This is a genomic window from Streptomyces broussonetiae (assembly GCF_009796285.1).
GTDB lineage: Bacteria > Actinomycetota > Actinomycetes > Streptomycetales > Streptomycetaceae > Streptomyces > Streptomyces broussonetiae.
The window spans coordinates 3,343,237-3,356,272 of the sequence record NZ_CP047020.1 but is presented as its reverse complement, the minus strand read 5'-3'; the positions used below and the strand labels follow the sequence as shown (position 1 = coordinate 3,356,272).

The window sequence follows — 13,036 nt, the reverse complement described above, 5'->3', positions numbered from 1 at the left end:
CGCACGAAGAGGAGAGGCGGCACCCTGTGCGGGGGTGCCGCCTCTCCGTGCATCATCTGTGGCGACTGTCAAGCTAGGACGCTGACCAGGCAAATTAGCGTTTGTTGGCGTTGGCTGCCGTTGAACCCGCGCGAAGCCGTTGTGCCCTCGTTGTGCCCTCCAGGTGCGGCAGGGCCCCGTCATGCGTCGTCACCACAGAGGCCCCCGCCCTGATTCGGCGCATTCCAGGGCGGGCTCCCTCGTCTTGTTTGGGCAGATAGCGGCCGTCGAGGGCGCGTACGAGGCGCGACCCCGGCGGAAACGAGCTCACGTAACTCGCTTTGCAGGTTTGTCTGAGGTGGCCAGAGTATGAGCCGTACGTTCGCCAGCGTTCATTCCTGTGCAAGCGGTGTGCGAGGCGGTGGCAGCTGAGCGGCCCCGGACGGCCTCGTACCTCGATGAACGAGACGGACACCGCCGGCTCCGGCAAGGCCAGAGTGCCGTCCAGTCGAGTCTCAGGTCATCGAGTGCCTTCTCCCTCAACGGCATGCAAGCCCTGTCCGTTGTAGAAGGATGCCTTGTCACTCGATCAGTGACCACGCTGAAAGAGCCCACTCGCCCAATGCAACGAAAACAAGCCACCGGGCCTCAAACGGCCAGATCGTGCGACATGCCTGCAGTCGGGCCTGAAGGCTAGGTACAGTCACGGCAAGATGTCCACGCGTCTAGAGACGGGGCAAGGGAGAGCATGGACGCCGCCGAAATATCCGCCGCTGTCGTCCCATACATAACGGCAGCCACAGTCGCCTACGGACACGCTGTCCTGACACGGGTAGAGGATGCCGCAGCGGTTAGTACCGTAGGGGTGGGGCAGAGAATTATCCAACGCATCATGCGACGCGAGCGTAATCAAGCGGACGTTGCAACTGCCGTCTCTGATCTTGCAGAGGATCCCGACGATCCCGACCTTCAGGCGACCCTGCGAGTTCAAATAAAGAAGGCTCTAAAGGATGACCCCGACCTGAAGAGGGAACTGCAGGAACTTGTTTCCGGGGCGGGCGATTCAATTCAATCAATCGGCGAGCGATCTATCGCGGCCAAATCCATCGACGGTATAGCCAACACCGGCAACGACGTAACGATAAATCGCTGATGGGACGCAAGAAGAATAGTGGGCGTCGTACTCGCCACTCTCGGAGAGAGATAATCGCGTCAGGGACTTCTTCGCTTTCAATCGCCAATAACTCCGGAGTGGCAAACACTGGAGATGGTGCAACATTCGACCTTCGGAGGACCGAAGTCTCTTTGGGGTCAATCAAGGATCCCGGCGACGCTAATAGCAGAAAAGGTCTAAATAATCTGCCGGCACCCGACAATGAACATTTCATTGGTAGGGAAAACGTACTCGTTAGGCTCGGGGAGATTCTCAATAATGGCGCCGGAGTAATCACTCAGACTATTCACGGTCTTGGAGGAGTTGGGAAGAGTCGGGTCGCACTTGAATATGCCAGGAAAGGCGTTGCCGACCGATCACTCACATGGTGGATCACTGCTGATAGCGAAGGATCACTCAATCACGGACTCGCCACATCCGCACTGGCCGTAGAGCCGACACTTTCTGCCGCTCTCGATACAGAGCAGCTTTCCGCCTGGGCTATGAAGTGGCTCCAGACACACGATGACTGGCTCCTAATTCTCGATAATGTTGAAGATCACACGCTGGCCCGCAGTTTTACAGGTAGATTCACGCGAGGCAAGGTTGTTCTAACCTCCAGGAGGAGGCACGGCTGGGCTGGCATCGGCCAAGAACTAGAAATAGACACACTCAGCCGCGACGCCTCGGTTGAACTCCTTGCTCGCGTCGCGTCGATAGCACGGGTAGAGACGCAAGGGGATCTGAATGATATTGCCAGTGAAGTCGGCGATCTCCCGCTCGCTCTTCTCCAGGCGGGGGCGTACATAGCCCAAACAAAAATCAGCCCATCGCAATATCTAAAGCGCCTGCGAAGCCATCCATATAGAATGTTTTCTACCGGTGGAGACGAACAGGACCCGGCGAGAACCATCGCACGCATATGGAATATCACACTCGACGCCGTCAGGGAACGAGATCCAGGTTCGGTACCACTATTGGAGCTTCTCTCGTTCTATGGGCCACAGTCCCTCCCGCGATATGTTCTTCGGGACGCACTCGATGACGAAATAGCCGTCGATGAAGCACTGAGGGCACTTTCTGCTTACAGCATGATTAGCTTGAGTGGAGAGGAGGTGAGTACACACCGTCTCGTGCAAGCCGTGGTCCGGTCCAGAACAAATAACTTCGACCCGCACAACGATCGAATTACCCGGCTTTCAGGTACCCCAGCAAAAGCTCTGGAGCTTCTCTCTGCAGCTCTACCCAAGCCGGATGTGCCATTGAAGTATAGACGCGAATGGAGCAAACTAATTCCTCATGTTGAGGCATTCTGTTCATATGGGCCCCGCACGTCCAGTGGTACAGAATTTGGAGAGCTCCTACACGCCGCTGGTACTTTCTACAGGAATCAGCACCAGGGCGAACGTGCAATTGAGCTACATAAACGCGCCCTAGAGTTGGTTAATGGTCATGATGATCTTAAATTGAAGGCGAAGCGTCTTACCTACTTGGCAGACGCTCACAGGGTGAACGGAGACTTCACGACAGCGTTGGAGATAGCTAACCAAGCTGTCCAGCTCAGTCAGGAAACCCACGGTGAACTCTCTTTCGAAAATATAGACCCCTTACTCATACGCGCCCTGATCAGCCATACGACTGGAGACTCTGACGGTGCCGTTGCAGATATGCAATTGATGCACGAGATACTCCGAAACAATCCAGTCGACACAGTGCGAGATGACACGTTCCTTCACGCCATGACCCTGTCTGCAGCTATCGCTGAGACAGCAGGCCTGTATGAGCAAGGGCTAGAGGTCCTAAAGGGCGCTCTCCAGATAGTAGAGCGGTATGGCGACAAGGCAAGGGAGGCAAAAGTCTCTTGCCTCTCTGCTCTTGCTGTTCTCTACAGGCATCTAGATCGTCCTCAAAAGGCACTGACTGCAGCCAAAAACGCGTATCAGATCAGCCAAGAAATTTACGATGAGGGCAATTTATCTCACATATCCATCATCATTAATCTGGCGGGCGTCTACAAGTCATTGAATCGCTATAGCGAGGCCATAGCGCTGGCCGAGAAGGCATTGCGACTTGCTGTAGAAAACTTGGGCGAAAATAACTCTTTCACTGCCGTTTGCATGAACAATCTGGCCTCCTACTATATTGATACCGGGCAGTGCAATATTGCACTGCCGCTGACGCGGAAAGCGCTGCAAATAACAGAGGAGACGTTGGGGGCTGGCCATCCTACGGTTGCGAACAGGCTTTCGCAGATAGCTACCTTGTTCTTTAGGTTGGGTCGCTACACAGATGCGCTCCCCTACGCTGAGCGGGCCGTGCGCATACTTTCTCGCACGGTCCCCTATGGGCATCCGCGAGCTATAGCTTCACTGGAGAATTTGGCGGTGAACTACTTGCACTGTGGAGAAGTCTCAAAGGGTATTTCTACGGCCCGAGAGGGGTATAGGCAGTCATTGGCGAAGTATGGGTCAACTCACCCGACTACTCAGCTACTAAAGAGACTGGCCGCTGATTTCCCCTAGCTATTCGTTGGTTCGTTGTCGCTGTGGATCTTCAACCAACGTTGGGGTGCCTTCTGGTGTCACTACTCACAGGGGCAATACGTCGGTTTTCAGGACCGTGCCGGCGCCGATCCACGGCGGGCGTGTGACCTGCGCAGAAAGATCATCTACTTCTGGTCCCTCTGCACGGGCACGGCCATCCCGATTGACTCGTGGCGGTCGCGGATGTGGCTGGACACCTGGGTCTAGCTGGGCGGACACACTACGAGGGGACGGCCAACGGCCGTGCCTCGTAGTCGTTGTCGGTCGCCAGTGGCCACCTTCGGACGGCCCGGAGACGGCCCCGCGCTGGCCCACGGCAGTTTCACAGCGGGCTCTCCTCGTACGCCGCGACCCGCGGCTTTCCACTGACAGTCCGCTGCTGGGGGTAGGCGTCTGGGGGAACAGGCCCGAGCATGCTGAGGGGCGGCCGCCACGTGCGATTCCCCGTCGCAGCGCAGCCGAGAAGAAGTGCCGCGCTTCGGGAAAATCCCCGCGCCCGCGTCTGCGAGTCCCTCATGCTGACAGGCATGCACCCTCGTGACCAAGAGACATGGCTGGCGATCGACCAGGGCCTCCGGGCGATCGACTGGGAGGCGTGGTTCGGTTGCCCGGAGGGCGCCGACTATCTTTCCCCCGCAGGTCACGAGGTGACCGCACGCGCGGTGGCCGGCCTCACTACGTTCTTCGACAGCCGCTGGCTGCCCAAGGCCGTGACCCCCTCCCCCGCGTCGGGCAGAGCCAGCGACACCTTCGTCGGTCTGGGCCGGGCCGCCCCCGTACTCCAGATCATGAACGGAGCCGAGCCGGGAGCATGGGTGGAGGCGGTCCGGTGGTGGGCTGCGTACGCCTATCTGGAGGAAGCCGGGGTGCCCGGCCTTACCTCAGTCAGGCGGGATGCCCGCTGCGACGTCACCCTGTCCCGGTTCCTACACACCCAGACGCAGTCCCGGCTCGCGCTCATGGGGGCGGCCCGGGGACTCCCGGTCGAGCTGGAGCCGGCGAAAGCCAGCGGCGGCCCCGGCGACGTCCGCATCGGTCCGGTCTTCATCGAGGTCGTCACGTTCGCCGAGGACCAGAAGCTCCAGGACTACGAGAGGTTCCGCCAGAACTGCGGGATTCACCTCCGCGCTCTGGACAGGAACCGTGACATCTACTGGGAAGGCGACTTCCCCGAACTCCTCAATGGCGACGACTTCGAGACGTGGAAGAAGCGGACTGAGGAGGCCGCCCAACGGTGCGCGGCCGCCGAGGTCGCGGTCGACGTCGTCAGCAGCGCTGGGAGGAGGCTGACCGTCCACCCCGGAACTGCTCCTCAGGGCACCACCCTGACCGGGGAGACCGTAGAGAGCGACCAGGGCAAGCGGCTCCTGGCCAAGGTGCGGGGCAAATGCGCCAGGACGGAGGGAGCGGGTACCGCGTGGATCTGGGTGGAAGATCACAGCGGGCTCTTCCACTTCCCGATGCCCTTCGCTGAGATGTCGCTCGCTGCCAAGACCGACGCGCTCGCAGACCTATTCGGGCCACTCCTGGGGGAGTACGTCCACGTCGCCGGGATCGTCGTCTCGAACGCGGCCCGCCGACGCCTGCCGCTCCCGCCGGACGAGGACGCGCTCCGCCCCGCCGCGCAGGGGTTCCGACGGGGACTGCCCCTGGACCGGGTCCGCGAGACGATCGTGATCCCGCGAAAGATCATCCTGCCTGAACAGACGAGCCTGATTGCCAGAATGTGCGATGCCGAAGCCGCTTCGCTCGACTGGGCTTTGAGGAAGCTCGGTGTTCCCGGGGGGTTGACGTCGCTGCTGGCCGACTCGTCGACACCGCGCCGGGTCTCCCCGCTGTGGACGCCGTGAGCCGGCCTCGGCGGTAAAAGAGCGTTGAGCTCCGCCTGGCTGGCGATGCTCCGTCGGAGCGGGATGCACCTATGGATCAAGGGTTATTCGCTGTGCTCGGTGCCGCGGTCGGGGTGATGGACACGGCTATATCAGGTGCCCTCGGCTACGTAGCTGCCAGACGGCAGGCGCCAGATCAGGGCCGTATGGAGCACGCTCGAACCCTTCGGTTGGAGCGCCGTGAGAGCTACTTGGAGTTCATGAGGTGGATGCAACCAGCCCACGATTTCGGGAACGCAGAGTCGTCCGATGAGACTCGTGAGTGGCTAGAGACCATGCATCGCTCGCTTGCGGAGGCGCAACAACGTTTTCATGCCTTACAACCTCGCATGGATCTAGCTGGCCCGCGTGAGGTCTCTCGGTGCGCTGGGCAGGTCTGGATGGAAGCGTATGAGCTTGCAATCGCTGTGGAGCGAGAATTGCAAGGGGTGGCAGGACCAGGGGAATTGTCGGCGAGGTGGCGGGAGTTCGTTGCTGCGAGAGACAGGTTTGTCCAAGCCGTGAACGTGGTCTTGGGGGAGCCACCGAAGTAGGACCTCTTAGTGATCGTTGAGCTTCACCGGACGGTTCTGGCGACCGCCCCGTACACGGGCACGGCGATCCCGATCGACTCGTGGCGGTCGCGGATGTGGCTCGACACCTGGGTCTAGCTGGTCGGACACACCACGAGGGCGCGGCCGACGGCCGCGCCCTCGTGGTGGTTGTTGGTCGTTGGCGGTTGCTGCTGGCCGCCCGTGGACGGCCCGGAGACGGCCCGAACTAGGCGAGGTCTGTCAGTGCCCTGATCTACGGTGTCGGCCATGGCACCTGCTGAGATCACGCGCGCGGGGATTCTCCAAGCGATTGCAGAGCACGATCGGGTCGGACGGGAGACGTTCCTCGACACTTACGGCTTCCGTGCGGCTGCTTCTTACCTGCTCGTTCATGAAGGGCGGGAGTACGACTCCAAGGCCATAGCCGGCGTTGCTCATCTGTACGACTTCGGAGAGGTCCTCAAGCCCTCCCAGTTCAGTGGGGGGCTCAAGCACGCAGTGGCCTGGTTGAGGCGGGAGGGGTTCACTGTCGTGGAGCCGCCGAAGACGTTTCTCAGGCGGGCAGGGGACGTGCGGCCGGCCCGTCGAGCAGGTAGCGCAGCAGTGCACCGTCCTGCCCTGCTCCTGTGGGCGATCGGTCAGGCCGTCGCTGGCGCACCCCGCACGCAGCCGTGGTCGGCCACGCGCGATGCACTGGCACCTCTACTCGAAAAATACGCGCAGGCCAAGGACGGCAAGGACGGTGCTCTCTACCCGTTTTGGGCGCTCGCGAACGATGACCTGTGGACCGTGGCTTCCATCGAAAACCTCACCCTGACCAGCCGGGGCCGCCGCCCAACGCTCGAGTCCCTCAATCGCATCGACCCGTCAGGCGGGCTACGCGAGGACGACTACGAGCTGCTGCGTTCACAGCCCCAAGTTGCCGCCGAAGCTGCCGCAGGACTCCTCTTGCGCTACTTCTACCCCCTGCCGGCAGGCCTGCTGGAGGACTTTGGTCTTCACGACTTGCTCGCTGGCAGGTGGGCCGATGCCCTGCGTCCACAGCTCGGGGAGAGCTTCAAGGACCGGGATGCCATCTGGCGCGTCTACGGTGGACAGAAGATGGCAGGTATCGGTTGCCTTGCTGACGGCATTCTGAGCGTCTTCTCGGACGACAAGGGCCCCTATGCCGACGGCCGTCTGCCCGACACAGGCTGGATCGCCTACGTCGGCGACGGTCTCTCCGGAGATCAGCGGATCGCGGATGGCAACGAACTCATGGCCGAGTACCAAGCCGCTGGCCGGCCCTTGCGCTACTGGCACAAGCCATTCCAGAAGCAGTTCACTTTCGAAACCTGGGCCGTCATCGTTCAACGCCGGTTGCGCTGGGGCCGAGGAGCTGACGGCCAATGGCGCCGCGAGTTCCTCTGGGTTCTGGCCCCTGTCCCCTCCCCAGAGCGCGAGGTCTGGGCTCCGGACGTGCTCGAGGCACTCGAAGCCGACACCGGCGCGCTTCACGACGACACAGACAGGTACCGCCCCGGCGATCTGGATGCCGAGGCACGCGATACGACGGAGACCGACGAGGACGCCTACAAGCGCTTGGCAAAAGCCGCGGAGGCCAACGCCAAGCGGCGGGAACAAACCAAGAAGCCGTCGCTTGTTGATCGCTTCATCCGTGACCCAAGCGCCAGGGCAGCAGTCATTCGACGTAGCGGAGGCAACTGCGAGAGTCCCCAATGCGCGGGTCACCCGAAGGAACGCACCACGGCGGGAGAGCCGATTTTGCAGGTCGACCATGTACAGGACCTAGCCAAGGGCGGTGCTGACCTCCCCTCGAACATGATCGCCCTGTGCCCGAACTGCCATGCGCTAAAGACCTACGGCGCCAACAAGGGCAAGCTTCGACGTCTACTCGCAGCTACTGTCCGCCGCCTGCATGCGGAGGCCGTTGCGTAGTGGGAAGGACAGACGTTTGGCTCCGCACTTTGAACTATGGACCTACGGGCCAATGAAGCTAAGCCACGGCCTCCTCTCGCCTGAGAGGAGGCCGTGGCTTAACCATTTGTAGCCGGCAACATCCGTCAACCAGAGAGGTGCTCCATTACCGCTGCGGTTGCGGTGTTCATCACTCGACGCGACCTCACGGGACCGACCTGTTTGGCTTTTTGAAGGTCAGTCTCCGACGCCGCCAAAATCTTCCTCACAGTGTCGTACCCAAGTTCTTTGCATTTCTTGCGAGCGAAAGCAGTCAGGTCCAAAAGGTCGACACTTCGATCGAGCTGTGACCTGATGTACTCTTGCTGTACCTCATCCATCTTTTCGACGTCGAGTCTTGCAATGCTCTCATAGGCTTCATGGTTGGCCCCAAATTCAATAAAGCGCTTAATTGAAATGGAACCCCTCAGTTGGTTCGTGGCGGAGACGGGGTCAGCTTCGGGAGCGGTCCTCGTCCCGATATTCAGCATGTATCGAGTTCCGGTTAGGCCACGCGTTGCGACTACCCAAGTCCCGGCTTCGTGCAGAATTCCGCTGTAACAGAGTAGGCGCAGAGCCTCCTTCACAGCGGCGGGGGCGTCACGATGGATCCACAAGAATACGCGCTTGTCGTGATCTCCTGCCTGCCGTGACCCTCTGCGTAGGGTTGAAATGACTTCGTGTTTAATGAAATCGATTCCCCAATGAATCACCGAGTTGTGACCAACATAGCGGTCGGCCAGAGCTGAGTGCTCAGACCAAATAGTATCTCGGTAGTACTCCTTCATGACACGCTGAGCATTAGTCGTGTTCAGGGGTGAAGCGGCAGATATGGTCTTCAGTAGAGTCCGCGGGTTTCCGCTAGAGGCAAACGCCAGTGCGTCGAAAACTGCCCCATTTCGATTGATCACCTTCTCTAGAGTCGAGTCCTGGCGAATTACAATCTGACGCATGGAGGCGAGGTAGTCGGGTTCAAGGATATTGCGATTCACGTTGATCAATTCGGCGTCGTGACTCATTTGGAATGAGTCGCCGAAGTATGTGACGCCGGGGTAAACCGCGGCTTTCACTGAAAGGTATGGACTGCGCAGGTCGCGCATCACCGTGAAGAACTGCCGCTGCTGCTCGGGGATGAACACGTGTGCCGCTTCATCGATGAGTAGAGCGATCCTTCTCACGCCGGATTGATCGCACAGATCCTCGACCGCATCCTTGATCATCTCTGGGTCAATACCGGAATCTGTTTCAAGTGGCGCTGAGTCGTTCTTCCAGGCGTCCTCCAGGCTGGTCCATAGCGTCTCAAGCCTTGAAGCGATAGCTTCGTCGTCTGCCCCACTGGACAGCGTTGCGAATACACTGCTTTTGTTCTGCAAAACCCCCTTCTTGCGAGCCTCGCGAATGATCCTATTGCAGATCTTGGCAAGCATCCAATGCTTGAACCGTTCCGGGTCTGACGTTTGAAGGAGTCCGGCCTTATTGAATGTAACGTAAACGGCGAGCGTCTTGGAGTTGGGGAATTCTTCATCCATCTCCTTCTGGGCTACTTTCAGCAAGAAAGACTTGCCGACCCCACGTGCACCTTGTAGTACGACGGTCTTCTTGCTTTTCAATACGTCGATGGTCTGGCGGTCAAACTCGGTTTCGACAAAGAACTTACCGACGTCCTCCAGTGTAAGGTCTTCCGTTCGAAACTGTAGTTCGTTCTTACTCAAGAGCGCGTCTCCTCGAGTGGTAGACCCAGCAGTTTCCTGACGGATACAAGGTGAGAGAAGTGATCCTCGAGGGAACCTTCAACGATTCCCTTAGAAGACCGAGAGAGGTCCTTGTAGTACCTGACTATGAAGCAATGCATCGTCGCATTGAGGGCGGAATCGGCAACTGACAGCCATTCTTTCGTGATGTCTTCCCGGTAAGAAATCTCGGTCGGGAGCATCTGGGAAGTTGAGACGTTACCGTGGATGTACTCTGAGCATCGCCGGTATGTCCGCTTGAGCTTTTCAAGCATCTCTTCTTGCTCGTCTACCGCCTCGGGGCAAAATTCCTCGAGGAACGGGGTGGAGTAGAGGCCACTCTCGGTTGAGGTGATTGCCTTCCAGCTTATATCGTGCTTACCGCTCACCCACTGGCGGCGTTTGAATTCATGGGAACTCAAGTATGTGGCGCCCACTGTCACTTCAAGGAATGACCTGAGAGTGGAGAAAGCCTGGCGATAGAGGCCGGTCATTGCGGCATAGAAGGCAAGTCCGAAGTCGCGATGCGCCGATTGAAATTGTTGAGCCTCTGGTTTTGAGTCCAAGGCTTCGAGCCAGGCAGCTAGATCGGCCTCAAGGTGCAAGACCTGATTTACTTCGAGTTCGTTGGATCCCGTTGCTTGCTCGATATGGTCCAGGCAGGACTTGTGTAGCTTGAGCATTATTTTTTCAACGCTCGAAGCATTCTCTGCGCTTCGCTGCGACATGGGCCTTAATGTAGCACTGTGGTCACTGACTGTCGTCGGCTTCTTGGAGGAGCAGATCAAGCTTCGTACGAAGTGACAGGGGGATCGTCCTTGCCGGAGATAGGCCGGTCGTCACAGAGGCGCCCCTCGACGTTCCGCGACCGTGGGATCCTTGGCATCGAGTCATAGAGCGACGCGAGAGGAGCGGAAGTGCCCGAGGCTAGTCCGCGTGGAACCTACCTGGTCATCGCAGAGGCACTGCGGACCGCCATCGAAGAAGGGAAGGGGGTCGACACCCTGCCGTCGGAAGCCGACATGATGCGCTCGCACGGTGTTGGCCGCAACACGATCCGTCGTGCCCTCAAGGTTCTCGAAGCCGACGGCCTCGTTGAATCCGCCCCCGGGATCGGGTGGCGCGTCGTTCGGGGTGAGGACCGTCGGTCTCTTGCCGAGCGCATGGCCGATGTGATCACGGAGGACTCGCTTTCGGTGGGCGATCCGTACCCGTCTGAAGCGAAGTTGTGTGAACGGTTCAGCGCTTCACGTACAGCGGTGCGTCGCGTCCTTGCTCAGATGGAGGGGAACGGCCTGCTTGCGACGATCCATGGCAAGGGGAGAACGGTGCGTGCTCTCCCAACGCCCACCGTCCAGCCGTAGTCTTGGCCGCCATGGGACTGACTGAGTGGGCCTACAGCCTCTCCGAAGCGATGCTGTCCGAACCGTTGCCGCGCCGCTGGGCCCACTCCCTCGGGGTGGCCAAGCACGCTCGCTCCCTGAGCCCCATCCTGGGCGACGACGCGGAACTGTTGGAAGCTGCGGCCGTGCTGCATGACGTCGGGTACACGCCGACCATCGCCGCTACTGGTTTCCACCCGTTGGACGGAGCTCGGTTCCTCAGAGACCAGGAAGGTGCGGACGAACGGGTTGTGCGTCTCGTCGCGCACCACTCCTGCGCTCTCCTGGAAGCCGAGGAGCGCGGACTGAGGCAGGAGCTAGAGTGCGAGTTCGAGCTAGAGCGTCCTGACCTGGTGGACGCGCTCCTCTACTGCGACATGACGACGACGCCGGACGGAACGCGAACGACGCCGACCGAGCGGCTGGACGAGATCGTGCAGCGGTACGGCCCGGACACGATTGTGGGGCGGTTCATCCAACGCGCCGCCCCGGAGATCCACGCGGCGGCCGGCCGGGTTGAGAAGCGGTTGGCGGAAGCCTCTGCCGGTGGTCAGCCGATGTAGGGCTCTTGCCGCGTCGAGTCCAAGCCGTGCCGGATGCGAAGCATCATCGACGGATGGATATCCAATCCGTCTAGGTCCGCTGGGTCAACCCAGCGGACCTCTTTCGATTCGCTGCTCGTGCGCAGGGAGCCGCCCACGGGGTGGGCTCGGAAGCAGATCGAAAACTGTTGCCGGACCTCGCCGTCGTCGTACGCCAGCACGTGTTCGGGGTCGGTGTACAACCCGCTGATGTTGTCGATCTCGACCTGAATGCCGGTCTCTTCGAGGACCTCTCGGACGACAGTGGCACCGATGCGTTCGCCGATGTCGTGTCCGCCGCCGGGCAGTGCCCACAGATCGTTGTCGGTCTTGTGGATGAGCAGAAGTCGTCCCGAGTCGTCCCGGACCACCGCCGTGACCGAGGGGACAACGGAGTTGGCCTTGGGGGCGGTGGGGTCGCGGAAGTAGTCGATGCGGCTCATCAGCTCGTGCCTTCCCAATCGGCGGGGGAGGAGATCGGCCGTGCCGACGCCCACACCCTCTCAACGCTCTCAGCGTAGGCGTCGAAGAGTTCGCCGCCGGGCACCCGTCGGAGGTGCAGTACGGGAGCCATGTAGGCGCCGACGCCGTAGAGGTGACCATTCGCGAGCATCTCGTCGTCGGCTCGATAGATCGAGTTGTAGAGGGTCGTGCTGTGGAGGCGGAACTCCACTCCGGGGAGGCCGAAGAGTGGGCCATAGTTGACCAGGGCATTTCGGATCTTGGCCGCCATCGCCGCACCGATCCCCTCGTCTTCCCCGCGTACGGCTACGGCGGGCGACGTCGGTTCTCCCAGCATGAAGCGGATGGCCACCCCCTCGGCCGACTTCTCCTTGACGATGCGGTGAAACGTCGCGTCTTCCGTGAGCCAGAACCCGGAGTAGACGAGTACGTCGAACTGGCGTCGTGCCTTCGAGTACAGGTCGGTCCACAGGGTTTGCATCACGACGGATCGATGCGGATAGAGCCGTACCAACTCGGCGTTGCCGGCTGCGGCGACCTCAGCTGACGTGCGCTCGTCCGGCCACAGGTACGACACCTCGCACTTCAACAGTGAGGCTGTTGCGAACTGAAAGCGGCGATACGGCTTGCGTTCAGGTTCGTTGATCCATCGTTCGACCGTCTTGGCCGCGACCCCGAGCCGTTCGGCGACCTCGTCGAGCGTCAGCCCCAAGTCCACTATCGCGCCGCGCAGTCGCTCGTTCGCCATGCCAACCACCGACTTTCTGGGACGACTTGGTTCGACTTCACGGTAGCCAAGAACGACCCGAGCCGTACATCTGCGAAGTC

At 60.3% G+C, this 13,036-nt stretch carries 10 protein-coding genes; 6 read left to right on the top strand and 4 right to left on the bottom strand.

The genetic code is table 11. From position 1 onward, the window contains the following. Positions 1-727: 727 nt before the first annotated feature. The 4 genes from GQF42_RS15530 (at position 728) to GQF42_RS15515 (ending at position 8,035) form a co-directional block, all read left to right on the top strand. On the top strand, positions 728-1,132 hold the full coding sequence (locus tag GQF42_RS15530; protein ID WP_158920280.1) for a hypothetical protein: 405 nt from the start codon (positions 728-730) through the stop codon (positions 1,130-1,132). A gap of 98 nt (positions 1,133-1,230) precedes the next feature. Continuing rightward, entirely contained in the window at positions 1,231-3,654 is a 2,424-nt protein-coding gene (locus tag GQF42_RS15525) for a tetratricopeptide repeat protein (RefSeq protein ID WP_158920278.1), read from the top strand. A gap of 668 nt (positions 3,655-4,322) precedes the next feature. Further along, positions 4,323-5,525 carry a hypothetical protein gene (locus GQF42_RS44935; protein ID WP_199272694.1) on the top strand — a complete coding sequence of 401 codons (1,203 nt, stop codon included), beginning with the start codon at positions 4,323-4,325 and terminating at the stop codon, positions 5,523-5,525. An 839-nt stretch (positions 5,526-6,364) separates the two neighbouring features. Continuing rightward, positions 6,365-8,035, top strand: coding sequence for an HNH endonuclease (locus GQF42_RS15515; protein WP_158920276.1), 1,671 nt, complete (start codon positions 6,365-6,367; stop codon positions 8,033-8,035). A gap of 125 nt (positions 8,036-8,160) precedes the next feature. Here the strand turns inward: GQF42_RS15515 and GQF42_RS15510 are convergent, their stop codons facing one another. Together GQF42_RS15510 and GQF42_RS15505 are read right to left on the bottom strand one after the other, a co-directional pair. Then, positions 8,161-9,765 (bottom strand): ORC-CDC6 family AAA ATPase, encoded by a 1,605-nt coding sequence (locus tag GQF42_RS15510; RefSeq protein WP_158920274.1) that lies wholly within the window; start codon positions 9,763-9,765, stop codon positions 8,161-8,163. Next, entirely contained in the window at positions 9,762-10,511 is a 750-nt protein-coding gene (locus GQF42_RS15505) for a hypothetical protein (RefSeq protein ID WP_158920272.1), read from the bottom strand. Before GQF42_RS15505 ends, GQF42_RS15510 begins: the two co-directional genes overlap by 4 nt. Positions 10,512-10,700: 189 nt before the next feature. On the opposite strand from GQF42_RS15505, the gene GQF42_RS15500 reads away from it, so the two are divergent. Together GQF42_RS15500 and GQF42_RS15495 are read left to right on the top strand one after the other, a co-directional pair. Next, a complete protein-coding gene (locus tag GQF42_RS15500; protein ID WP_158920270.1) occupies positions 10,701-11,147 on the top strand; it encodes a GntR family transcriptional regulator in 447 nt (148 codons plus the stop codon). Between the two features lie 11 nt (positions 11,148-11,158). Then, positions 11,159-11,728: an HD domain-containing protein gene (locus tag GQF42_RS15495; protein WP_199272693.1), complete on the top strand. Its 570-nt coding sequence runs from the start codon at positions 11,159-11,161 to the stop codon at positions 11,726-11,728. Here the strand turns inward: GQF42_RS15495 and GQF42_RS15490 are convergent. Both GQF42_RS15490 and GQF42_RS15485 read right to left on the bottom strand, forming a co-directional pair. Then, positions 11,716-12,189 (bottom strand): NUDIX domain-containing protein, encoded by a 474-nt coding sequence (locus GQF42_RS15490; RefSeq protein WP_158920266.1) that lies wholly within the window; start codon positions 12,187-12,189, stop codon positions 11,716-11,718. The genes GQF42_RS15495 and GQF42_RS15490 overlap by 13 nt on opposite strands. Next, positions 12,189-12,956 (bottom strand): helix-turn-helix domain-containing protein, encoded by a 768-nt coding sequence (locus tag GQF42_RS15485; RefSeq protein ID WP_158920264.1) that lies wholly within the window; start codon positions 12,954-12,956, stop codon positions 12,189-12,191. The genes GQF42_RS15490 and GQF42_RS15485 overlap by 1 nt, the downstream gene beginning before the upstream one ends. Positions 12,957-13,036 lie beyond the last annotated feature (80 nt).

What these genes read in the sequence shown, in the direction of transcription:
- GQF42_RS15495 (WP_199272693.1), top strand. Translation starts at nt 11,159, where the DNA reads ATGGGACTGACTGAGTGGGCCTACAGCCTCTCCGAAGCGATGCTGTCC.
- GQF42_RS15505 (WP_158920272.1), bottom strand. Translation starts at nt 10,511, where the DNA reads ATGTCGCAGCGAAGCGCAGAGAATGCTTCGAGCGTTGAAAAAATAATG.
- GQF42_RS15515 (WP_158920276.1), top strand. Translation starts at nt 6,365, where the DNA reads ATGGCACCTGCTGAGATCACGCGCGCGGGGATTCTCCAAGCGATTGCA.
- GQF42_RS15530 (WP_158920280.1), top strand. Translation starts at nt 728, where the DNA reads ATGGACGCCGCCGAAATATCCGCCGCTGTCGTCCCATACATAACGGCA.
- GQF42_RS15490 (WP_158920266.1), bottom strand. Translation starts at nt 12,189, where the DNA reads ATGAGCCGCATCGACTACTTCCGCGACCCCACCGCCCCCAAGGCCAAC.
- GQF42_RS15485 (WP_158920264.1), bottom strand. Translation starts at nt 12,956, where the DNA reads ATGGCGAACGAGCGACTGCGCGGCGCGATAGTGGACTTGGGGCTGACG.